14 protein-coding genes, 1 tRNA gene and 2 pseudogenes are annotated in these 22,949 nt (G+C 57.1%); 11 read left to right on the top strand and 6 right to left on the bottom strand.

All coding sequences use genetic code 11. The features are described 5' to 3' along the window. Positions 1 to 12 precede the first annotated feature (12 nt). Positions 13 to 1,209 carry a hypothetical protein gene (locus tag AOQ71_RS07100; RefSeq protein ID WP_057743700.1) on the top strand — a complete coding sequence of 399 codons (1,197 nt, stop codon included), beginning with the start codon at positions 13 to 15 and terminating at the stop codon, positions 1,207 to 1,209. Positions 1,210 to 1,808: 599 nt separating this feature from the next. Continuing rightward, a complete protein-coding gene (locus tag AOQ71_RS07095) occupies positions 1,809 to 4,157 on the top strand; it encodes a hypothetical protein (RefSeq protein WP_157083416.1) in 2,349 nt (782 codons plus the stop codon). Positions 4,158 to 4,212: 55 nt separating this feature from the next. On the opposite strand, the gene AOQ71_RS07090 is transcribed toward AOQ71_RS07095, so the two are convergent. After that, positions 4,213 to 4,740, bottom strand: a complete 528-nt coding sequence (locus tag AOQ71_RS07090) for a hypothetical protein (protein ID WP_057743693.1) — start codon at positions 4,738 to 4,740, stop codon at positions 4,213 to 4,215. A 219-nt stretch (positions 4,741 to 4,959) separates the two neighbouring features. Between AOQ71_RS07090 and AOQ71_RS44880 the strand changes: the two genes are divergently transcribed. Next, positions 4,960 to 5,688, top strand: coding sequence for a hypothetical protein (locus AOQ71_RS44880; RefSeq protein ID WP_157083415.1), 729 nt, complete (start codon positions 4,960 to 4,962; stop codon positions 5,686 to 5,688). An 89-nt stretch (positions 5,689 to 5,777) separates the two neighbouring features. Continuing rightward, on the top strand, positions 5,778 to 6,995 hold the full coding sequence (locus AOQ71_RS07080) for a hypothetical protein (RefSeq protein ID WP_057743687.1): 1,218 nt from the start codon (positions 5,778 to 5,780) through the stop codon (positions 6,993 to 6,995). 346 nt (positions 6,996 to 7,341) lie between these two features. Here the strand turns inward: AOQ71_RS07080 and AOQ71_RS07075 are convergent. Further along, a tRNA-Ile gene (locus tag AOQ71_RS07075) sits at positions 7,342 to 7,418 on the bottom strand. Positions 7,419 to 7,748: 330 nt separating this feature from the next. Here AOQ71_RS07075 and AOQ71_RS47380 point away from each other — a divergent pair. From AOQ71_RS47380 to AOQ71_RS49910, 4 genes and pseudogenes are all read left to right on the top strand, one after another. Continuing rightward, positions 7,749 to 8,291 carry a helix-turn-helix domain-containing protein gene (locus AOQ71_RS47380; protein WP_245316768.1) on the top strand — a complete coding sequence of 181 codons (543 nt, stop codon included), beginning with the start codon at positions 7,749 to 7,751 and terminating at the stop codon, positions 8,289 to 8,291. A 101-nt stretch (positions 8,292 to 8,392) separates the two neighbouring features. Further along, on the top strand, positions 8,393 to 8,596 hold the full coding sequence (locus AOQ71_RS47375) for a hypothetical protein (protein ID WP_245316767.1): 204 nt from the start codon (positions 8,393 to 8,395) through the stop codon (positions 8,594 to 8,596). A gap of 726 nt (positions 8,597 to 9,322) precedes the next feature. After that, positions 9,323 to 9,538 (top strand): hypothetical protein, encoded by a 216-nt coding sequence (locus tag AOQ71_RS42790; protein WP_245316766.1) that lies wholly within the window; start codon positions 9,323 to 9,325, stop codon positions 9,536 to 9,538. Between the two features lie 1,362 nt (positions 9,539 to 10,900). Further along, positions 10,901 to 11,436 (top strand): annotated as a pseudogene (locus AOQ71_RS49910) (ATP-binding protein); the annotation flags it as partial. A 303-nt stretch (positions 11,437 to 11,739) separates the two neighbouring features. Here AOQ71_RS49910 and AOQ71_RS07055 read toward each other — a convergent pair. Then, a pseudogene (locus AOQ71_RS07055) lies at positions 11,740 to 12,762 on the bottom strand (IS110 family RNA-guided transposase). Between the two features lie 191 nt (positions 12,763 to 12,953). Here AOQ71_RS07055 and AOQ71_RS07050 point away from each other — a divergent pair. After that, entirely contained in the window at positions 12,954 to 13,991 is a 1,038-nt protein-coding gene (locus tag AOQ71_RS07050) for an IS110 family RNA-guided transposase (RefSeq protein WP_057743681.1), read from the top strand. Positions 13,992 to 15,089: 1,098 nt separating this feature from the next. Here AOQ71_RS07050 and AOQ71_RS44875 read toward each other — a convergent pair. Next, positions 15,090 to 15,539 (bottom strand): hypothetical protein, encoded by a 450-nt coding sequence (locus AOQ71_RS44875; protein ID WP_157083414.1) that lies wholly within the window; start codon positions 15,537 to 15,539, stop codon positions 15,090 to 15,092. 516 nt (positions 15,540 to 16,055) lie between these two features. Here AOQ71_RS44875 and AOQ71_RS07040 point away from each other — a divergent pair. After that, a complete protein-coding gene (locus tag AOQ71_RS07040) occupies positions 16,056 to 16,847 on the top strand; it encodes a hypothetical protein (protein WP_057743674.1) in 792 nt (263 codons plus the stop codon). Positions 16,848 to 18,295: 1,448 nt separating this feature from the next. Here AOQ71_RS07040 and AOQ71_RS07035 read toward each other — a convergent pair. Together AOQ71_RS07035 and AOQ71_RS07030 are read right to left on the bottom strand one after the other, a co-directional pair. Further along, entirely contained in the window at positions 18,296 to 18,658 is a 363-nt protein-coding gene (locus AOQ71_RS07035; protein WP_083514017.1) for a response regulator transcription factor, read from the bottom strand. Positions 18,659 to 18,730: 72 nt separating this feature from the next. Continuing rightward, entirely contained in the window at positions 18,731 to 19,402 is a 672-nt protein-coding gene (locus AOQ71_RS07030) for a response regulator transcription factor (RefSeq protein WP_057743667.1), read from the bottom strand. Between the two features lie 2,083 nt (positions 19,403 to 21,485). On the opposite strand from AOQ71_RS07030, the gene AOQ71_RS07025 reads away from it, so the two are divergent. Beyond that, positions 21,486 to 22,898 (top strand): MATE family efflux transporter, encoded by a 1,413-nt coding sequence (locus AOQ71_RS07025; protein ID WP_057743664.1) that lies wholly within the window; start codon positions 21,486 to 21,488, stop codon positions 22,896 to 22,898. Positions 22,899 to 22,949: the final 51 nt, after the last annotated feature.

The following is a 22,949-nucleotide window of genomic DNA, read 5'->3' as shown; positions in this document are numbered from 1 at the left end:
GATGGGCTGAAGATGACCGCTGCGCTGCGGCTTTCTCCAGCCGACTCTATCGGCGTGCCAATATTCGAGGCGGGGAACGCGATGTACGTTCCCGAGATGGACGCTGACTACAATATCAGCGCTTTTCTCCTCTATGAGAACGTGGACCACTACGATGTAGTCCGGTATCTCCCGGATTCGTATCGAGACAGGCTGTTCCGCGTCGGCGATCCCGCACCGATCATCTTCTGGCACAAACAAGCGCCCTACATCATTGAAGGGGATGCCGAGAGAGCCAGATTAAAAACCATGTTCGGGGTGGATGCGCTCACCCACCCATTACTGCGCGATCTGGGCGAGATGCTTGATGATGCGCGTAGTGGCAAGGTTAAGGCGCAACAAGAAGAATGGTTCGCTCAGGAGATCGAGGCCTCCTATAACGACGTGTTCTTGGAGGAGCCAAGCAGGACCAGGTACTGGGTCTCCCGGTATCGTGTGGCGTTGGAGAATGCGAGAAAACTGACGCAGCCACCGCACCCGATCGACGTCCGCTTGAGGCGGGCTTCCTCAAGGTGGCTTGAGCTGTACGCGACCAAGGCTGAATTCCCGATGCTTACATCGATCCTCGGTGAAGCGTCACAGGGAATCTATTCCCTCAAGCAGATCACAGACATCATGTTCGCTTACATGGCTCACCGGGTCGGGGCGGTCAGCAGCGTGGAGATAACGCGTTGGCTGGAGGACGATACCGTTCGAAGCCTCTTCGGGCGTGGCCTTTACGATATGTACCTGCTCGACGGCTGGCCGCACGTTCCGTTCGAATACATCAAGCCGGACTTCCTCGGCCTCCTGAAGGAACGTTTGACGCAGGGATGGGAGCGTGAAACCTGGAAGGTAGCCCGGCTCGTGTCCGTGCTGATACTCGGAAGCAAGGAGGCCCCGCGGGAGATTGATGACCTCGCCATGGTCTACATGAGGGACGTTCTTCGGGACTACGAGAGGGCATTGTATCACGCGCAGAACAACTTCGGCCGCAATCCGACCTACAACGATGAGTTGCCGGTCGAAGTGGCCAAAACCATCGTGGAGAGACATGAGCAGGCGACCGACTTGAGCTGCATCATGCATGGCGATGACCGAATGAGGGGCAGGGTGCAACTCAACAGATTCGGACTCGATGAGGAGCAAGCCCAAATGTATCGAGACTATATCGCCAATTTTCGGACTTAGTTGGAAGTGCCTTGGGGTAGCCTAGGTCTGCGATGCGGCCTGATACGTCGTCTCTCGTCCTGCTCTTCGTCGGTGTCATAGTCGCCAGCGCAGCCTCGATGTCGCGCTGAGTGCGATCGCGAGAAAAGGACTGGAGGCGCTAAGCGCTCTGCCTGCTTATCGAGAGACGGCGACCGCCGTCTCGTAGTCGGACATTCTCAACTTTTGACCTCCGCTCTACCGCAGATGGCCGACATCATCATCACCAAATGCAAAGATTCCATCGACCGGAGGAGCGCGGATTGTAAATGCACTGTCGCGTCCATTCATTATCGGGCGAGCTTGCCTGACAGCCTCGCGAGCTGTGGACGAGCGAAGAGGGGACGTATCTGGTGCGATCGTAGCGGTGCGGGCAACGAAGACTGAGGCTTTCTTCTGCAGCATCTGAGCCCAAAAGTACTTTTGGGGCTGAAACGCACCAAAACGCATTGTCGGTAGCCGTAACCCGTTGAAATCACAGCAAATACGAACTCCCTCCGACCGCACCAACTTTCTGATCATTGTCGGGGACGTCAGGAGGCCGGTTGGTCTAGAACGAGCGCACGTCGTTCCTGCGATTCGTGCTCGGCTATCTGTCGAACAAGCCCAGCATCGGAAATGACAGCGAGATTGCGACCATGACAAGTGCACCCCGCATTTGGCTGCAATACAGACCGGTGCGCATCGGGTGGGTTATTCCCGATCGCGATATCGCGCATGTGGCCACTGCTGTTTCCTGGAATTCATGCCTGTGGGGCGGCGGCTTTAACCCCGTCATTCCGATCGATGACCAACCGCTCGCCGACGCTCTCGTAAAGGCCTTCGGAGTCGACCTTCTACTCTCGACAGAGGAGACCGAGGCCACGCAATCGTTCGTCAAGCGGTTTCCGTACCTTGAGCATAACCGGTGGCGCAGGTCGATCTTCGAGCAGAGTAACTGTACTTTCGCGGACGTCAGACATATCGCCCGCCAGATCGTAAAGCATCAAGACAAGCGAACAGAAACGGCGCTCATAGCGCCGACTTGGGACACTTCAGACCCTCTTCACCAACTGCTAACTCTTTCGTTCGGCCTGTATCCCGCGCCGAGCGAGCAAATTGCCGATTACAAAGGTGGAATGCGCAAGGCGTTCGACGTCCCCGAGAAGCCAATCGCAAACGGTGGCGAAATTCCAAGTGACATCCTCGACGGCATCGGACCGCTTCTGCTGACCGGGTACGACATGACGCGCACCCGTGATCCTTCCGGCTGGCTTCGGCCGGCGATTGTTTTCGGCTCTGTCACTGACTTCGATGATATCGCCCTATTCTGGAACCTCCGCGCGGCCGGTGCAGCGGCCGTGTTCTTCGATCAAGCATACGCGGGCCGCCTGACGACCCTTACCAACGGATTCCTCGACAAGCTACGTAACCCCATCTCAGGCCGAACCGGCAGTGTCAGTTGCTGGGTACGGCAACAGGTCGGTCCGAACTGGCAACCCGGCCTCGATCTCAGTGGCCTTCAAGTGTCTGTTCACCAAGGCCGAGATCGCCAGTCGCTTTGGAACGGGCTTAACATCCAACCAACCCGCCCACAATTTTCAACGTGGCATCGTGATGTTGTTCCGTCCTATCACGAAGGAGGCACCACGCCGACGGCCTCTTTTGCTTTACCGGATCGCCCTTTCGACGACGGTGATGTGCAATCTCTCAACCAGAAATTCGTCGTTGTCGTGGATGCCGCGCAATTTGGAGAAGAGGGCGACTTCACTTTCGAGACACCGTTCGCCCCGCAGATGAATGAGTTCTATGGTCGTCACTTTTATCACGATCACGATGCCGTTCGCGCAGAGCCAGGAAGTCTCGAAAAAGGTGCGGCTGGGATTATCACATCCATTTCTACCCAGCGATTGACGATCAATGCTTATAGAAGCTTTGACTGGCTCAACCAGTTCCTCAAGCTGTGCAACCTAAAGGCCGAACTCTCCGAGCCAGGCCTGAGATGCAAACGCCTGATTACCCAGCTTGGCGGATTGCAGGATTGCCGCGTCCTGAAAATTCGTGGCGTCCGCAATCTGCTGAGAAAGTATGGCGTCGATGAATCATTTACCCGCACCGCTGCCATCGAGGCCATTCGTGACGTTGATCCGACAACAGGCGCGGTTGGCTTTGATGCCTTCAAGACTCTTCATATCGAGTTTCGTTCGGGCCGCGAGCTCAAGCCGGATGACGTGTTGAAATATTTGCTCACACGGCGCGTCTTTCGAGTAGGCCTTGAGCTAAAATGTCCGAATTGCGAGTTACCTAGCTGGATGCATCTCGACGACGTCCGATCGAATTCGATTTGCACCTATTGTGACCATACCTACGACATCACGCCCCAACTTAAAGATCGCGACTGGCGCTACCGGCGTTCCGGCATTTTTGGACGCGATGACCATCAACTCGGCGGCGTCCCTGTTGCCGTCACCCTTCAGCAGCTTTCTACCGCTTTGCATGACAGCCTGATCATGTTCTCGACGGCCATGCATTTCACCTCCGCAGGCGGGCAGATCGAGCCATGCGAGTCGGATTTCGTCGGAGTGGTCGCGGGCGCATCGGGCGCCGATGAGACACCCATACAGCTCCTGTTCGGGGAAGCGAAGACAAGCAAGTCGATCGACGAGCAGGACATCCGAAAATTGGGAAAGCTCGCCGATGCCATCCCCAAGGATCTTGCCCAAGCATTTATATTGTTTGCCAAGACTGACACATTTTCAGCCGAGGAGGTTCGGCTGGCTAAGTCGCTCAATTCCGAACATAGGCGTCGCGTGATCCTCTGGTCGCGCGACGAACTTGAACCTTACTTTGTTTATGAACGTTCCGCAGATCGTCTTGGAGGCGATCAATATGCCACGACCCTGACGGACATGGCCAACATCACGCACCAGCTTTGGTTCGGCGAAGCGTAGCCTGCCATATACCCAGACCCCTCGGGGCCACGCTCGCTCTTATGCGTGTGGCGCTCTATTTAGCGTAGAGCTTACTTATCAACTCAGCGCACTTTCGCATAATCATTAAAGTGAAGTCCGGCGACAGATGTACATTTCCGTGCAGCAGCCGGTCGCGCAGTCTGGGTAGCTCCTTCAGAAACGACATAGGGCGCGAACCTGAGCCCCCCGGAATATGTAGATCGTCTTCGTGAAGCCAACCGCGCATAATCGCAAGCTGTAGGTACGGCTTCAAAGTCCTGGCCCGACTGAGGCCTTCCGAATTCGCGCGATACCTCAGCGCCATTTCAAGCACGATGTAGCAGTGCTGTTCCGCGAGCATGGCGAGATCGTAGACAAACCAGGAGTAAAGGTCGGCATTTCGGGCGACATCGAATTGAGAGCGAATTTCAGCGGGAACAGTCGAACCAAGCTCGATGGGCACCACCTCATTGTATAAATCGCCCGCGCAAAGTGGCCGGGTGAGACCGGCGGCTTGATCATGAACTGAGAGGTATTGAAATCGCTCATCAGGCTCGCAAATGGTGATAAGACTCTTCAGCATTGTAAGCCCTTCGGCCTGGGTGAGCGGGTGGAAAACTGCGGGTTGGCAAACCGGCGTATCCCCACCAAATTATGACTTGTTCACAGCTGAATAGCCACGCGCTCTAGAAATGACTCTTTCCATCCCTAGCCTGTGCCTGCGAATCGTCGTGTCGCCATCGAACAGTGAGCCAAGTCCGCGGATTTTTGACCCTCTTCGCCGATGATCTGGAGGTGCAAGGTGATCCAATTACGACGCCATAATTCTCTCGACTATGCAGCCCTGCCGGACATTGACCTTACGAGCGCAGGCCGTCTCTCTGAAGACGATTATATTTGCCTCGACGAAGTCGGACGCCGCCTTGTGCAAGAACAAGCCAATAAAAGATTTGGCGTCACGTTGTTGCATAGTCACTTCCCAGTCCGCGACGACGAAATCCTCGTCGAGGAGGCTAACACCGACCGGCAGCTCGTCACACTGCGCCCCTTGGCCAAAGAATATCCCGGCCTGGTGCCGACGAGCGTGTGCTTCGAGAAATCGGGCGAAGCTTTCGGGCTTGTCGGCCTGGAATTTACGTCCGAAGAAGCTCTCGCTGGCGTTCGCACCTTGGGCACGCACGATCGCGATCTGCTCGCTTCTGTGCACGAAATCGTCCTGCGCCACGAAAAGGTCGGGCGTTTCGGGATTCGCCTGCTGCACGACCCGCTTGGGTTGGGCGAGCGCGTTCTACTCGAAACATGCGACCCGCACGGCCGGGTTTTGACGTGCAGGACGACGACCGAAGCTGACCCTGATTTTGCCGAGGCAATTCCGACTCTTTTCCAGTGGGATGCTGCATGGCTAAACGGCAGTCTGTCGGCTGCTCAGGGGTGCATGCAGTTCTGCAAGAGCATTCGAAAATGCTCCATAGGGCGAAACGGCCACCAATCCAGCTCAAGTCACGAATCCAGCCATGACGACAGGTATTGATGGGCTTAGGCTATGATTTGCATTAAGAATTTTTGCTGGACGACAAATCCGGCCTATCGTTGAATTCGTCAAGATAGTCCAAATTTGCAATGCGCATCAGCATTGAGGCTGACCGGCGAAGTGTAACCTCAGCCTTCGATTGGATCGGCGGCTTGATCGGCAGTCCGCTCGACAAGAGGATTTCTGCCATCCGGCAGCAGGAAGACACGAACCCGCTTCTTGCGCAGCATTTTCGCGCCCAATATTCGCTCGAATTCGCGCTTGCCGACGCCAGGAAATATCGCAAGAACACGGGACGATTGCCCAAGGGCGGTGAATTCGATGCGCTCTATAGCTTTCTTGTCTCCGCTTATCGAATTCATCAGGCATTGCCGCAGCAGGCGATCAGCGCATTTGGGGGCCAACTCGCAAAAGCGGCCAACGATGCGAACGGCTTGCGTCCATTTGCCTATGAACTCGCTATCGCCACCCATCTCATGGACAAGGGCTGGGACGTCGAGTTGACCGATTACGGCGGACTTGCCCAGTTTGACTTCCTGGCCCGTAGGGATGACGTCGAGATCGAGATCGAATGCAAAGCAGCCTCAAATGATCGGGGAAGGAAAATCCATCAGCAGGAGGTCAATCGGCTTGCGGACCTTCTTCTTGGCACCACCGAGCGGCTTGCCGAAACGCCAGGCTGCCATCTAATCCGCGTTACCGTTCCCGATCGGCTTGGCAGCTCCAATGAAGAACTCAACGGCATCGCCGCGTTAGTCGCGAACGCCGCTAAGCAGCGGAGCTCTTCCGCTGATGCGCTTGCAAACGTCGATTATATCCCTAATGATATTACATCCTGGCCGGAGCCGACGAAGGACGTTGGCAGCCGTCTCTTCTTTGAACAGCAATTCGGGCTCGTGAATTGCCATCTCCTCTTTCACGGCTGCGTAGGAGCCTCGATTGTCGCTGTCGCCATTACAAGCGCCAAGCCCGACAATGTCGTTAAATACATTGCCAGAGAAGCAAAAGACGCCGCCGACCAGTGCAGCGGAACACGCCCAGCGTTAATTGCGCTAAATCTGGTCGACCAGATACCGAGCGATGAACTGGAAGAGATGCTGAGAACGCCAGGCGGCATTCACCGGATTGCAGCGGCCGTATTCGAAAGTGACAAACGCACGCATGTCGATTCGATCGCTTTCACGCTGCCCCAGCGTGTCCAGACTTACAACGGAGCGACATCGATGTCAGGAAGACTCGTCAGGCTGGATAACCCGGAGCCGAAATTCGAATGTCCGGCGATCAAAGATATCTTTCGAAGCCCGTGACCCTACGAGCTTGGGACCGCGTTCGCCTATCTTGCTTAGGCTCTATCGGGTGACGATCCTTCGCGCGGGTAGGCTGCTTTTTCGAGACCCTCGGCTCCATGTGGTATCTTGGTGTCAACATGGATTCGACCATCTCCGCGCTCAGCGGGCCATAGCCAGACATCGACGGAACTGGGCGGCAAGACGATGACCGCAAAAGCTAAGGGAAACATCCTCGAGGACCTCGTCACGCTAGCCTGCCCCTCTCCCGAACTGCGCACGAACGAAAAGTGGACGTATCTGGTGCGGTTTCTGGTGCGGTCGTCGTGCTGAGGGCAACGGAGAGCAAGCAAGATGCTGATATTCTTGGTGGGCCCGGCAGGACTCGAACCTGCAACCAGACCGTTATGTGCGGCCGGCTCTAACCATTGAGCTACAGGGCCCGCCGCCTCGACGTGGCTTCAATATTGACATTCATGCCAGCCCTCCGAGAGCACCACTTCTTTTGCGCCAGTTAAGTTGCCGGAGGAGTGCATCAAAAATCGGAGCGACAATCTACGAACTTTGCAAAGAAAGAAACCCGCCCTCGCGACAATTCTTCATTTATAGTCTCGTTATCCAATCAAAAAATGCACTGGTTCGAAAGACCGTGCGCGGAGAGCAGCTAGACGACCCGTTCCATGAAACCTGCGAGCCGGAGCAGGCTGAATTGGTGGAACGGACGGGTTGTTGGCGGATTCCGCGTTTGCGGTTGGGGAAACGAGGAGCTGTATCATGGCAGGATGGCGGCGCGCGGTTGAATTGGCGATGAGTGATGAAGAGATAGCGACCTTGGGGGCTCTTTCTCGGTCGAGAACTGAGCTGGCGAGCCGGGTATCGCGAGCACAGATGCTGCTGGCGTATCGGGAAAATCCTTCGTTCTGCGCGGTGGGCCAAAGACTTGGGGCCCATCATCAGACGGTGCAGCGCTGTGTCGAGCGGGCACTGGCCGATGGCCCGCTGGCGGCCCTCGATGATCGTCCGCGACCGGGCAAGGAGCCAACGATCACGGCTGAGGCCAAAGCCTGGCTGGTGTCGTTGGCATGCGACAAGGCCAAGGAGCACGGCTATCCGCATGAGTTGTGGACGACGCGGTTGCTGGCGCGCCATGCACGCGCCGGCGGCAGGTCATGCGTGTTTGGCCAATTTGGTCCAGGGAACGGTGTGCAAGATCCTCGGCCAAGAGGAAATCAAGCCGCACAAGGTGCGCTATTATCTCGAAAATCGCGACGCCGAGTTCGAACGGAAGATGCGTCTATCGTGAAGTCGAAGTCCTGAAGAAGGCCTCTGCCAAGGGAAAGCGGCGAGGAAAGCCAGTCACGATCGTCTCCTGCGACGAGAAGCCGGGAATCCAGGCCATCGCAACGACGGCGCCGGATTTGCCGCCCAAGCCTGGCGTCCACGCCACCTTTGCGCGCGACCATGAATACAAACGCCATGGCACGCTCAGCCTGTTGGCTGGGATTGATCTGCTCACCGGCAAGGTCCACGCCCTTGTCAAAGATCGCCACCGCAGTCGAGAGTTCATCGAGCTCCTCAGACTTATCGATGCCGCCTATCCGCCGAAACTGCGATCAAGTTGATTCCGCGCACATCTCGCGAGAAACCAGAGCCTGGCTCGCCACTCGACCAAGCGGGCGCTTTGAGCTCACCTCCCCCCCAAGCACGGCTCGTGGCTCAATCTCATCGAGGGGTTCTTCTCCAAGTTCGCCCGTTCAGTCCTGCGCCATATCCGGGTGGCCTCGAAACACGAACTCAAGGAGCGCATCATGGCTGGTATCGACGACGTCAATTGCCATCCGGTCATCCACACGTGGTCCTGCAAGCTCGCCGAGGCCGCCTGATATGATTCGCACCAAGAAAACGCTGATCTAGTGCTGGCCAAGCTGGAGCGGAAGCCAGGGCGGTCCGCGCGGAACGATGGAGCAGGTGCCCGCTGGGCTTCAAATAGCCGCAACGGTCCATTACTTAGCCGTGCGGCTGGCCGCATGAGGAAATCCTTCAAAAAAAATGCTCAGATGCGCTTTTCGAGCGCCCCGAGCGAATCCATCGCAGTAATCGCTACCAAATCTAGGCCTATGTATGGGGCAAGGCGCGCGAACGGGATCAAGTACGCCGCTCTCTCGGCGGAAAGCGACTTGGACTAGAAGGTAAATTCAAAAGCCGGGTGAACTCTATTTGGTTCTAGCGGCAAAACCAACCAACAATCAGCTGACGCGGTGTGCACCCTAAACGACGCGAGAGTGTCGCGCTGCGAAATCTCTGCTGCTGCTCGAAATCAAAGAGGACATGACTCTTTAGGAATTACGATGATGCTCGATGAACATTTCGCTGGAATTCGCGCTCACCGCAACAACATCCACCGGTGTCGACGGCTGCTGGTAACAAGCTTATCGGACGCAGAACGCCAGCTCATCGAAAGACGCCTTGCAGAGGAGCGGGCCGCACTCAACGCTCTTTTTGCCAAGACCTTTCCCCTCATATTTTCACTTCCGAAAGAGCCGGCCGACTGCCGCAAAGAGTAAGGTGGCCAACGTTGGTATCGCGCGCAAATACTGAACAAACTTTGGACGGGCTCTCGAGCAAAGTCAGACCGATTTGGTCAATCGCTATTAGTCAACAAGACAGAGCGCGTTGGTAGGCGTTTGAATTGGCCGTAAAATTGGCGTTAAGCGACGGAGCCATACTGCCCCGAATCGCGTCGACCCACGCCGCTGAATTTTGCATCATCATTAGTCGGGTACTCGGGAGGGATGAAGCGACACCCAGCGGTGTTCTTCGCGATGAGAATTCCTTCGAACATGAAATCGCGAATTGCAGGATATCTAGCTGCCAGCTGACTTGGCGAGGGTACGAGAGTCTCAGTGTCCCGTAACCAAGTTGCATTAGTTCGAGATAAAGCTGCCGATAGCGCTCTCGTTATTGCCGTGCGGTCGGGATTGAAGAAGCTTGCCGGCTCTCGTCCGATGGGCACAAAACCCAAGAGAAGGGATGTTCTCACCTTCTGCGCGTCATCCGAAGCAGGCCTGTTATATGCGGCGGCCGGGTCCGGATCACAGACAAAACTTGTGCCTAAGACGCGTTGGAGTAGAGATATTCTCGTTTCTGAAAGATGCATGGGCTCTTTTGAAAAAGAACCATCAACTAGCATAAAACGCGGATTGTCTGCCTCGCTCAGAATTCTGCGGCGCCCATCTTCCGCGTGAATTCGGCGAATAGTTGCTTCATCCTCCGGATAGACAATCTTCCGCGGTCGGTTGCGCAGACAGCAATGTATGGAACGTATATCGATTGCGGCATCATCGGGTTTAGTCGAATTAGACCGGCCCCCACTGGGCGTTGCCCGCAATACCGCGCTATTCGAGGTGCATGAAATAGCTCGTCCGGTTTGTTGTCGTCCTCTAAGTTCGCCCGGTCAGTGAAAGCCTCTTTGAGAATCGACCTTGCACGGCGATACTCAGCTGCTGCCTCGACTACCATTAGGATGTCAGATTCTCCGCCGTAGCCGTCGGCGGACGTATTTCCTCTATCGCGCGTGTGATTTTTAGATCCTGCTCGGGCTTCTTCAGTACACATGGGAGTCCCACTGAAAATCAAAATCGCGCAAGAATCTGCGCTCCTCGGTCGTCCTTCACGCGCATGAGACACTTGCTCCGTTGTAGCCATTTCCGTTGTCTCCACGAGAGGTTTGCTCGGACTTCATGGCGGCAACCATGAACATGACATTGGAGGCGTGACCTACTGCTTATGATTGAGCGCGCAACCCCTCGGCGATGAACCCAAAAGCCCGGGTCCGCGTTACATCACCGGCTGGTTAGGACGGGGGTGGTGATGCTGTCTATGACAAAGCAAGCATTGTGCCGAAGCGAGATCGCCAATCGCCTGCGCTACGCCAGCAGGCTTGCGTTGAGGACATTGACTACCGCACTCCGCGCGGCCTCGACCGCCCACTGTTTGCCAAGCTTGTCGAGGGACGCTGGATCGACGAGCATGCCAACCTGCTGATCTGCGGCCCCGCCGGTGTCGGCAAGAGCTGGCTCGCCTCACAAGACCTGCCGTGACAATCGCTCCTTGCTCCATCAACGTGTTCCGCAGCTGTTCGATGACCTCGCTCTCGCCGCGGTGACGGCCGCCGTCCACGCCTATTGCGCGGCCTCGGCCGTGTCGATCTGCTGATCCTACTCGAGCCGCTCGATGCCGGCGCCCGTCATGACCTCCCGGAAATCCTCGAAGATCGCTACGGTCACCGTTCAACCAACGTCAGCGGCTAGCTCCCGTGGACCAGTGGCTTGTGCTCATTGGAGATCCCACCTATGCCGACGGCGTGCTCGATCGCCTCCTCCACAATGCCCATCGGCTCGACATCACCGGCGAGAGCCTGCGCCGAACTCGGCAATGCGCCCGAAAGACCTTGAGCCCGTAACGCTGTGGACATGCCGCTTCTGAACAACGCCTGCCCACATGCCCATCTGTGGACGCCCCCAGGGATGCAAGAAGAATCTTTCGTCAAGCGCTGCGCTGTAGTCGGGTGCTGATATCTGTCCGGCCTTTAATGCGACCTCATTTGTCGCGGGCCCGTATGGGAGTTCGCGGACTAGGTCCAAATCACAGCGGCGTGCTTGGATAGCACTTGGGCATGTACTGGTTCTCCCAACCCCGTCTCTCGACTGTTGCGCCATACCTTCCGTTTGACCTTCCTACATCTCGACGACCTCTGACCGGGCGGCTATGCCGCCACGCCCGGTGCTTTATAGACCCCACCGTTCGCCATCAAAGCCCAGACGACGCGGGCCATCTTGTTGGCAAGAGCGGTGGCTACCTACATAGGTGGCTTGCGGGCAATCATGCGTCCGAGCCACGATGACGGTGAAGCGCCTCGCCGCCAGCCTGCTGCACGACCGCAGTTGCGCCGATGATAAGTAACCGTCGCAACGTTCGCTCCCCCATTTTCGACGTCGCACCCAATTTCTGTTTGTCGCCCGTGGATCGCTGCAACGGGGTCAACCTCAGCCATGCGGCGAAGTCGCGTCCGCACCGGAAGCTTCCCGCGGTAGGCGCAAGGGCAAGCAAAGCCGTCGCCGTCATTGGTCCAACGCCTGGGATTGTCATCAAACGGCGGGCATCTTTTTCTTTTCGGGCGCGACGGGCGATCTCGCGGTCAAGTTTCTTTATCTGCATTTCCAGCGTCACCATCGTCTTGATCATTATCTCGAGTACGAAGCGTGCCGCTTCGGGAACGTCGGTTTTTGGATCCATTGCGCGCTCGAGAAGCTCTGCGACATAGGCCGTGCCCTTTGCCATAATCACCCCGTATTCGGCGAGATGACCACGCAAAGCATTGATCGCCTGGGTCCGCTGCCGGATCAACAGGTCGGGGGTCCGAAACACCACCGCGGTCGCTTGCTGCTCTTCGCTCTTGACGGGAGCGAAACGCATGGTCGGCCTCTGCGCCGCTTCACAGATCGCCTCTGCATCGGCCATGTCGTTCTTTTGCCGCTTCACGCAGGGCTCCACGTAAGCCGGTGGGATAAGCCGCACTTCATGGCCGAGCGTGCCAATCTCACGAGCCCAGTAATGCGCGCCCGAGCAGGCTTCGATCGCAACGAGGCAAGCCGGCTGCTCGGCAAAGAATGCCAGCAGCTTGTTCCGGCGCAGCTGTTTGCGAAAAACGATTGCCGGCGGCATCGGCTCCATGGGCCTGAAAGACATACTTCGCTAAATCTAGTCCAATCGTGCTAACTTCGTTCACGGACGCTTCCTCTCTCGTGATGGCTGTTCAACACCCTTCACTTTGGCACATCGATGCCGTCGAGGGGGCGTCCACATGGGGTAATCGCAGGAGCGAGTTGCCCGAAAGCCAATCACGAGACTTGGAGGGCGGCTGTTCCCCGATAGGATGGAAATACGGGCTCGCGACTGGTCGCCGGGCCCAAGCATCGAATGGAGAACAGCCATGGACGAGTATTCGGTCTCGACGTGTCGATGAAAGAGACGGCAGTCTCAATCCGTCGAGCGGGTGAACGGATCTGGCGCGGCAAGTGCGCATCAGATCCCAGAATCATCGCCGAACTCATCCGCAAGCGGGCGCCGGCCGTGAAACGAGTAGTCTTTGAAACCGGACCGCTGTCGGTATGGTTCTATCATTCTCTCCCCCTTGAGGGATTGCCGGCGATCTGCATTGATGCGCGCCATGCTAAAGCGGCGCTCGATATGGCGGCGAACAAAAAGGACGCGAACGATGCCGATGGTCTGGCGCAGCTGGCGGAAGTCGGATTCTTTCGCGAGGTGCGCGTGAAGGGATTCGACAGCATGCTGACCCGCACCCTTGTCGCAGCGCGGACGCGGCTGGTCCGAATCACTACCGAGCTTTCCAATCAGATCCGCGGTGTCATGAAAACCTTCGGTCTGGTCGTTCCAGCCGGAAAGGGAAGCACCTTCGAGAAGAACGTCCGGAGCCTTCTTGCCGATCAAGACGGGCTTGCATCGATCGCGCTTCCGATGTTGGAAGCCTGGCGTGGCATTCGCATCCGCGCAGCCGAACTCGGACGCCAGTTGGCCCGCGACGCGCGACAGAACCAGGCTTGCCGCATCCTTATGTCCATTCCCGGCATCGGTGTGATCACCGCAACCGCCTTTGCCACGGCCATTGAGGAGCCGGACAACTTTAAGAAATCCCGATCTGTTGGTGCGTGGATCGGCCTGACAACGCGCCGCTATCAATCCGGAGACGTCGATTATGATGGCCCTATATCCCGACGGGGCGACCGCCATTTGCGAGGGCTTCTCTACGAAGCAGCGACGGTCATTCTGACGCGCAGCTCAACCGGCAGCACGCTGCGCACGTGGGGCTTGCAGCTCCGGGAGAGGATCGGCTTCAAAAGAGCGGCCGTGGCTGTGGCGCGCAAGCTGGCCGTTATAATGCATACGATGCTTAAGACTGGCGAGCTGTTCAATCCAACGGCCGGAGCCGTCGCATAAATTCGAATAGCGTTCAGAAACTTAACGCTTGAGGTGTCCCTGCCGGGACGTGAGCCGAGCCATTCCGCTGATGGGGTTGCACCGCTGACTCAGCAAAGTGCGTCGTCCACATTGAAGGCTCGTCCCGCGAAGCTCCATCATGCGGCGCCTATTGTCGACCGCGAAGACAACCGTGCACCCGGCAGTCCCCTCAAGGAGATTATACGCTTGACGTTTCAGCAGCGATTAGACAACCCCATCACAGCAACCGCAACAGAAGCAGAAGAAAGTTTAAGCCGCGAGTCCAGGTTGACCACGCGGCTCGCCAAAGGCCAGAGAAGCTACCACCAGAACGCCTCGTCACCGGGCGAGATCAAACCGGAAAGGTGGGCGACATCGTCTCGGAGCGACTTCAGATCGGTACACCCGGGCGATTTCGTCGGAATCCGCACAAGGTGGTTCGGTGTTAGCTGAAAGGGAGGCTCCCGGTCACATCGATGCAATGCTCGGCAGCAAACGTTAAAACCACAAGTCTCTCATAACCGTACCCATTCGCTTTGTTTCCGCGCGCCGAAACACTTGTTTTCCTGCAACGGAGGTTTCCTGCGTTAAGCACGTCATGCGTTAAGCACGTCATGGCGGAGGCTATGCGCAAATGCGACGGCGACCGCATCAGCACGTGCATGGAGTTTTATTGCACGACACACCAGCATAGATCGTGAGCGGGCGGGCCCGGGCGATTAGCGCCATTGCCACTTTGGGTCCGCCCGACATCACCGCGAGACGAGCGGTAATGTGGCCAGCACTAAGCAAGCAGCGTGCCGATGGAAAGACGCGCTTACTAGATGCCATGGTCATCGATGTGTTAGAAGCGGTACTTAGTGCGGGTGCCCGTTTGTCGCATTGTGCCAAAGCAAACAATCAAAGCGGCCCGGCGATGGTCATCCGCTCCGAGCGCTCTCCAGCGTTAGGCAAATCACACGGTAGAACGGTCAGGCGGGCAGCTTGGGCCTCTAGGCTGTCTCAGCGAGATCGCTTCCGATCCTCATAGGTTTAGATCATCGACACTCTTGCGCAGGCAATTCGCGCTTTCTAGCCTTGCGACAAGTTCAAGAGCCTTCACGATGTGTCAGACAGCGTTGTGATCAACAGCCGGCCCTGAGCGAACAGCGCCAAAACCTGCCCGTCGTTCCAAGCAAATAAGTGAAACTTGATATCTCCGGCAATCTTACGTGACGCAAGAGTGCCAGCACAGCCGAATATCGAAACAACATCTGCGTAGCGTGAGCCAAACTGTACGGCGCCGAGCTCAAGGTCCGTCACGTGACAATGTCCGGGCGGGAATGACCGAGCGTTAACTGACTTGTAATTCCGATCCAGATCGTCAGGCGCAGCCGGATCGGCGAGAATCCCATTGGACGGAGCGCTGGCATGTGCTGGTCGCGGCCCAATCGAGATTGGACTCGCCTGCACGCACAGCCATCCCCATGCCGTGATCGTTGTGATCCGCAGGATCATTTGCCGGTTGATGGAACTGCCGCTCACTGCAAACGCTTGAGATAGCTTCATCGAATCCTACTTAATTGTAGGTCGCGTCAGAGGCGCCAGCCATTCCTGACGAACCAAGTGAGAACAACGTACTTTCATCTTGCGTCACCGAGACGCAGAACGGGCGATCCTAGCGCGGCTGCGGCCCGACACGCGGTTCAATCAGGCCAGGCCGGTCCGACTGAAAAAGTGGGGCGGACTCCATGCCCTTTAAACGGACGCTGGGCCCGCCCCTACATCACGGCGACGGCTTCGTGATGCTATTCTATTGAAGCAAGCGTTATGCCAAACGAGAAAATGGACGGCCTTACATGATGCCGCAAGGCTTCGTCAAAGCTGTCCGTATCGAGCCGGCGAAATTGTAATCTACACGGTAAAAGCAGCCGTCAGGGGAGCTGCGCACTCCGTTGTTTATTCGTGGCTGCCGATCGAGTGATCTCTCTCATCGTCATGTAAACCACTTTATGGAAAGAGGTTGAATCGATCGCGGCGTCAGGTTGTAAGCAACTGCGCGAACGCTGGTCATGAGACCTCTGAATGACAAATCCGTTTCTTGCGCGTGCGGAGTCCACTGCGGGCAACATTGTAGAATTCGCGTCAGGAGTTGACGGAGCCAAGTCGACGCTCCGGGCTGCCGCGTTCGTTTTTGCGTCTATATTGGCCGCGATGCCGTCCGCCGCGCAAGCTGGAGCCGCTGACGACAGTCTGAATTGGTCGTCCAGCACGAAATCAAACGGCGCCTTCGAAGTCGCCGTCAAAAAGTCGATTTCTCCGTTCTGGGACACTCGGATCGGAGCCGACATGACTGTTGCGCGGGAGCCCACCACAACATGGGATTTGCTGGCTGAGAAGGCCGCCAATGGCGGCAACGCACCGCAATCCTCCGCCATTGCCTGGGCTGCAGCCACCGCTCCCGGCGCAGGCTTCGTCTGGGATAAAACCGTAGTGAGCGCGCGCTTTGATGCTGGCGAGCAGAGTAGCAAGCTCGGTACCTCACTCATCAAGTGGGTGCCGCTGCGGAGCCATGATTCGCTAGCATTGCAGTTCGATTGCGATGTGGTCCAGAAGGGGCAGGTACCCTTCGCGGGGCTGTTCGGGCAGGTGATGCGCAACTACGAGACCCATAACTCGGCCAAAGTCACAATCACCGGGATCGGCATGAGCTTTGTCGTTGGCCAAACCATGTCGACTACCGACGACAAATGGCTGCGAAGCGTTGGCGCCGAGCAGACGCTGTCCAGCGGTATCACCGTCTCCAGCGCCATCGGGGAGACCGCACAAGGCAGCACGAACTTGAGCGTGACAGCCGGATTTAAGAAAAGCTGGTGAATGCCGATAAGTTCTTGCAGCAGCCGCTCAGAAAGCGCGACATCTTCAGTTGAGACGTTGACACCCTCGAGAAGGACGCTTTCTTCAGATCCCACGCAGACCGTTCAGCATGGCTTGGCCAACTAATCGGCGAATGCTGCGGAGGTGTCCGTCTCGTGCCACGGAACATGGCCTCGTGGCAGAGTCACCCGCGCGGGGAAATTGACGCAAAACAGAGCCAGTACATAGTGCACGGCTCGACGGCGCTTTCCCTCTTTCCCGGAGAGGCTGACCATCGCGGATCCGTCTCCGGGACGCAACCAGACGCAGCCGCAGTTTCACTCCACTCCTGACGACGGGTCGTGAAGAGTAGAGTGGGGCGGCACCGACGGCAGGATCGAAAAAAACGCCGATTCCGCCCCCCACATCACCTGGGAGCATTGGTGATGCGACTTTGAAGATAGCAAATAATCCGACGCTGCAGCTACTGCAACTATCTCAGACCCGGGTGCTCCCGGATGTGGGTTGAACCTCACGCTGCGTCAGATTGTACGCTGTGTGCCCTTGTGTGGTCTGCTCGGTGTAAGAGAATGAAAGGGCCGCGGCATCGTCATGGCAATGAGCATAAGTGACGGAGAACGTGATGGCAAACCAGGCGAGGGATGCGGTCCGGAGCTTAACGTCGATCAGCGTCTATCTAACTTCGATTGCCGCTAGTCTGACCTGGTCAACTTGATCAACTCAATGGTTCTCACAAATTCGTTGGTGTGTCAGCTGCTGACCTCCTTCTGCGCTCTTGCCATTCTCATAAGATAGAATCTTGTCCAGTTAGTCGATTAAACTGCGTCAGATCGGTCCGGTGGAAGGGGCCGCGTCAGCCCCTCGATCTTATTCGACCTGAGAGCGGCGCACAGTGTGAGATTCAAAGCACGCGTGCCATCGCAACTTCCCGAATTCTTGCGAGGTGCGATCAGGCGCTTAGAGCTCGCGCTGGCACACCCTTGCTCCGTCTCACAATAGGCTAATCGAGGCCTGTTTGGAGGAGCTAACACGAGCAGCACGACGGAATCTTGGGGTTACCAGAAAGCGCTGATGCGAAGCCAAATTCGTGGCTCTTCGAGCGCGGCAGTTTTGGGTCCATGCCGAAAGATGCGAAGCTGCGGCTGAAGCGGCGAAAGTCTCTGGCAGAATCGGGCGGACTACTGCCGGCAAGCAGAAAGTGCAGGGTCGCTGACCTCACCTTGCCCCCATAAGGCAGGGCGAGGAAGACGCCTCGGCGCCGGATGTTATGGTTTGAGTGGAATTGACCGTCTTTGCGCCGGGGCAGGAGCGATGAGCGAGGCTAATCAGATGTTGGACCGATTATTTTTTCTTGGCTTGCGTTCAGAGGACTGGCGGGAAACTCGCAACGTTCCTGATTTGGGAAGGAATGCCGCGGAGGCTAGGGCCTCTCACGCGCTAGTTCCACCTTACCCAGATAGCGCAATCGTCAAACACTTGATCAACGCGGCCGTGGCAAAAGGTTTGGCAAGAAAGCAGCTTCCTCCAGCCTTGATCGCTTGCGAGCGCACGGCATCGTCTGGAAAGGCCGTGATGAAGATGAAAGGCATACGATGACCGAGGCTGCGCATATGCGTGAGTAGGTCAATTCCGCTCATGGCCGACATTTGGACGTCAGTAATGACGCGCGACGTTTCACTCAATTGGGGCGCGCGGAGGAACTCCTCGGCGGAGGCAAAAGTATGGACCAAGTATCCATACGCTGCCAGGAGGTTGTTCGTTGCGGTACGAACGGATGGATCATCGTCGATGAGGGAAATGACAGAGGGCATTGACAAACTACTCGCCGCGGTTGCGGCCGTACGTTGGAAAGTGGAGGCGGGATGCAGGATTAGAAAGTATACTTAGGTTTGTAAGTTCCCCTTTGGGCGAGAAATTCCGAGACCCTCACTCATTCTAATGAGATCGGCCAGCGACTTCGCGCCCATTTTGCGCATGACCTGCCCGCGGTAGATTTTGACGGTAATTTCTGCCAGTCCAAGCTCGCCCGCCACCTGCTTGTTCAGCAGTCCGGAAGTGACCAGGGCGAGAACATCGCGCTCGCGTGGGGTCAGGTTTTCGAACCGGGATCGCAGGTCAACGACTGTTTTGTCGAGGTCGCGCCGCTTGCGGTCTCGTTCGATCGCGGCCCGGACCGCGTCGAGGAGGTCCTGCTCGCGTACCGGCTTGGTCAGGAAGTCGACCGCACCGCTCTTCATGGCCTGGACGGTCATGGGAATATCGCCATGACCTGTGATAAAGATAATAGGCGTGTCGATCTTGGCCTCGGCGAGATCGGACTGCAGATCGAGGCCGCTCGATCCTGGTAGGCGGATGTCAAGCACGAGGCAGCTCGGCACCTCGGGCGGCTTCGCCTGCAAAATCTCCGCCGCTGAGCCAAAAGCCTTGACCTTGAGCCCCACCGATTCAAACAGATTTGTGAGAGCCTTGCGCATCGAAGCGTCGTCGTCGACGATCAAGACGATCGGCTCATCGGCATCTGTGCGCGGCTGCGATACTTGCGACCGCTCGCTCATGATGCATCCTCCTGTTGCACGCGCAAGTTCATGTGAAATGTCACGCCGCATCCCCTTTAAAAGCGAAAACACTGAAAGGCCGCCAAGAGGGCTTGTGCGGCCGAATCCTACTATTTCCCTTATCTGGGTCAGTATTGATCGCAAAACCGCCCATTTTGGGAATATATGGGCGATTCGCTCGCAGCAAAAGGACTAGAGCCCTCGAACCGGGGCCGTATTGTGGGCGCTCGAAGGCCTGACTGCCTCTGCCGTAAGCGTGCCGAAGCCCTCATTGCGTCGGCGGTTTAAAGGGGCGCGCCAATCCCTTCCCCGGGTGGAGCCCTAAGGTTGCCGGTGGCGCGCTACACACCGATTTTTGCAGGAAATGACGCGACTGCTAGCCCGGTCCAAGCGACTCAGGTTAAGCAACCGTCGTCGATGAGACCAACATGTTAAAGGAATGAAATGGTCGCTCCAAAACTTCCCGCTTCCAGTTATGCTCTCGAAATAGACTGCCGATTCAAAGCCGAATTTGCGACCAAAGACAGGCTTTGGCAGGAGCACGCAGCTAAAGCAGCTTTTTCCAATACTTCAAATCAGAATTTAGGATGCTAGGACAATGGCCAGGGAGGAAGTCGACCTTTCGGGCGCTTAACGTCTTCGCGTTTTCGTGCGCGCGCCGCACCGCCCTCGAACCGAGCCGCGTTAGCGCCTCGGCCATCCGGCTTCAATAACCCACGCGCCAAGATGTGTTCCTCGCCGAAGGGGTTCTGATCCAGAGTCCTATTGCGTTCCGCGGGCCGGGTTCGGACTTTCCCTTCCGTGGGCATCGTTACGCTTAAGGATTGCCGTCGACGCCGGGGAATGCAATGCGGTGCTCCCTTGTGAGCTGCCGCGCGTCTTCTCGGGCCGCACCGATACATTCTCCCGGCTGCGTGGCAGCGCCATGCGTCAAGCCAGGCCCGTAACGTCGCAGATCAAATTCTTCGCTTTTTGCTGGGCGCCCGCACAGAGCCACGGAAGGGTATGCACCCGCGATCTCGCTTGAAGTCTCCTTCGTTGCTTCAAGAGCACAATGAGACCTGTGGGATGTTCGACGAAGGGGTGAAAGCCGGGCGTAGCTCCGGCCGGTCAGCGCCGAGAACCGAATGACCGAAGTTGTCGATCTCCTATTCTCAGTCGCGCGATATTGTCTTTTGCAACGCGCGAAATAGAACATGGTCCGAACCATGGGGGTTCGAGGTGAGCGCAGGGTGTGATGCGGGTTTCCTTCGGAAAAACTTGGTGTTTTGCAGCGGAAATCAGCTCGAGCAATGACGTAAAGGGCAACGATGATTTATCCCAATTTCATCACGCTTGCGTACTGAGCCGGTCCAAGATCAGACCCATGAAGACTAACGCATCAACTATCGAGAATAGCGCAGCGCCCTTTGAACACCTAAGAATCTGAGCGATCGATACCGAAGAGAGCCAATCGTTCGCGTTCACGCATGAACGTTTTGCCCCAAAGAGATCGAGAGAAGCTCGCTGATGCTGATTGTCAGATTTGCGACCTGCTGTCAGGACCAGGACACGACCAGTCTGGCAGATCGGCTTCTAATTCAAGGTGCTCGCATTGGCATGAGCTTTGAATAGTTGGACCTATTCAGAACAGCCGCTCGAGGATCACGTTGTGTGATACCAGCTACCAGTATGCGTGGGTCGCAACTTCAAGATCCTCAAGGTCACGGAGCCCGGCTGTGCGCCCGCGTGCGATTTTGACAATGCGATGGCAAATGTCGCAATCCGGTTCGCACCATACGGCACCAGTGATCGGCGATCGCTGCGTAATGGCAATCAACTGCGTCTTCTTTCAACAAAGATGGAGCGCCGGTGGAGGTGGCTGAGCTGCTCTCGTCACAGCGAGAGCAGCGGATAGAAACCAAGCTTGCAAATCCATCGCGCTGACGCGTGTCGTCTCGAACGGACCTGAGCAAGATCTGACGTGGCATCGTTTCGCTAGGTCCGAGGCCGAGGCAACCGGATATTCTTCTTCATAAAGCAGCGATGATGGGCCCGAGGAAACAACGGACAGCGGTGTCGTATGAATCAACGAGCGGAAAAAATGGTCCTGGCCATCCAGTTCAAACGGACGACACCTAGCGCTTATCATCAGGTCGTCATCGAGCTTGCTGAACTTGCGAAGCTCGCCTGGCCGATGGTGCTGACGCAGTTTGGTCAAGTCGTAATGATGGCCACCGATCTTGCCTTGATCGGGCGCATCGGCCCGGAGCCGCTTGCTGCGGCTGCGTTAGCCATCGCGATCTACCTCATAGGGTTCACCCTTGGCATTGGTTTGCTGACCCCGATCGCGCCGCTGGCAGCGCAGGCGCTCGGGGCGAAAAACCGTGCCGCTGTGCGACGGACGCTGCGCATGGGACTCTGGGCGGCGTTGCTGCTATCGATCCCGATCATGGCCTTCGGGCTCCACGGAGAGCAAATACTGCTTGCTTTGGGCCAGGCGCCCGAGATGGCGCGCCTGGCGCAGCAATACCTGTTCGGACTAGTTTGGGGCGCGGTGCCGGCACTGTGGTTTCACGGTTTTCGCAACTTCATGGCTGCGGTCCACCGGCCGCAGCCGGTCTTGTGGATCGCGATTGGGGCCATCCCTCTCAACGCGCTCGTGGCTTATTTGCTGATCTATGGGAAGCTGGGTCTGCCGCCGCTTGGGCTTTTCGGAGCCGGCCTTGCGAGCAGCTTCGTGAACTTGACGATGTTCTTGGCCGTGTTGTGGTTCGCCACAATGCGCCTCCCCTTCCGTGACTATCACGTGCTCGCGCGTCTGTGGCAATTCGATTGGTCGTTCATGAGGCGATTGATCGCGATGGGAATTCCGATCTCGCTCATTGTTTTGCTGGAATACGGACTTTTTTCGGCCGCCGGGCTGCTGGCGGGCCTCGTCAGCATCAGAGCGCTTACAGCCCATCAGATCGCCTTTCAGGTCGACTTGGTCCTATTCGTGGTTCCACTAGGCATCAGCACGGCGGCGGCCGTGCGCGTCGGTCACGCCGTCGGTCGCGGCGACGGTCCAGGTGTCAAGAGAGCGGGGCTGATTGCTATACTCCTTGGCACGATCGCTGCTGCGATACTGACTATCGCGGTTGTCGTCGTGCGTTTTGAAATCGCCCGCCTGTTTCTGGACGGGACGACTGACGGTGTCGGCGCGACGACAGATTTGGCCGCAAACCTCCTTTTGGTCGGCGCGAGCTTCTTCATCAGTGATGCCGCGCAGCACATTGCGGCGGGCGGTTTGCGCGGACTTAGGGACACGCGCGTCCCGCTTCTGTTCGCTTGCATAGCTAATTGGCCGATCGGTTTCACTCTTAGCTACGTGCTTGGCTTGAAGATCGGGCTTGGTGCAATTGGTATCTGGATCGGCTTGTCAATCGGGACGATTATCTACGCGGGTCTTCTCGTCGTGCGTTTCTTGCTCCTCGCGAACAGGTATGCTCCGCAGAGGTGTCCGGCAAGCTCGTAAATCAAGCTTATTGGTCTACCAGAACTCCACCAACCCGTTTTCCATTGAGCG

It is taken from the genome of Bradyrhizobium manausense (assembly GCF_001440035.1).
GTDB lineage: Bacteria > Pseudomonadota > Alphaproteobacteria > Rhizobiales > Xanthobacteraceae > Bradyrhizobium > Bradyrhizobium manausense.
Note: the sequence above shows the minus strand (reverse complement) of the source record. Positions and strands in the feature narration are given on the sequence as shown.

Excerpts from the sequence above, each read along its gene's own strand:
- AOQ71_RS07100 (WP_057743700.1), top strand. The coding sequence starts at position 13 with ATGACCGCTGCGCTGCGGCTTTCTCCAGCCGACTCTATCGGCGTGCCA.
- AOQ71_RS07090 (WP_057743693.1), bottom strand. The coding sequence starts at position 4,740 with ATGCTGAAGAGTCTTATCACCATTTGCGAGCCTGATGAGCGATTTCAA.
- AOQ71_RS07080 (WP_057743687.1), top strand. The coding sequence starts at position 5,778 with ATGCGCATCAGCATTGAGGCTGACCGGCGAAGTGTAACCTCAGCCTTC.
- AOQ71_RS47380 (WP_245316768.1), top strand. The coding sequence starts at position 7,749 with ATGGCAGGATGGCGGCGCGCGGTTGAATTGGCGATGAGTGATGAAGAG.
- AOQ71_RS42790 (WP_245316766.1), top strand. The coding sequence starts at position 9,323 with ATGATGCTCGATGAACATTTCGCTGGAATTCGCGCTCACCGCAACAAC.
- AOQ71_RS07050 (WP_057743681.1), top strand. The coding sequence starts at position 12,954 with ATGGAGAACAGCCATGGACGAGTATTCGGTCTCGACGTGTCGATGAAA.
- AOQ71_RS44875 (WP_157083414.1), bottom strand. The coding sequence starts at position 15,539 with ATGAAGCTATCTCAAGCGTTTGCAGTGAGCGGCAGTTCCATCAACCGG.
- AOQ71_RS07040 (WP_057743674.1), top strand. The coding sequence starts at position 16,056 with ATGACAAATCCGTTTCTTGCGCGTGCGGAGTCCACTGCGGGCAACATT.
- AOQ71_RS07035 (WP_083514017.1), bottom strand. The coding sequence starts at position 18,658 with ATGCCCTCTGTCATTTCCCTCATCGACGATGATCCATCCGTTCGTACC.
- AOQ71_RS07030 (WP_057743667.1), bottom strand. The coding sequence starts at position 19,402 with ATGAGCGAGCGGTCGCAAGTATCGCAGCCGCGCACAGATGCCGATGAG.
- AOQ71_RS07025 (WP_057743664.1), top strand. The coding sequence starts at position 21,486 with ATGGTCCTGGCCATCCAGTTCAAACGGACGACACCTAGCGCTTATCAT.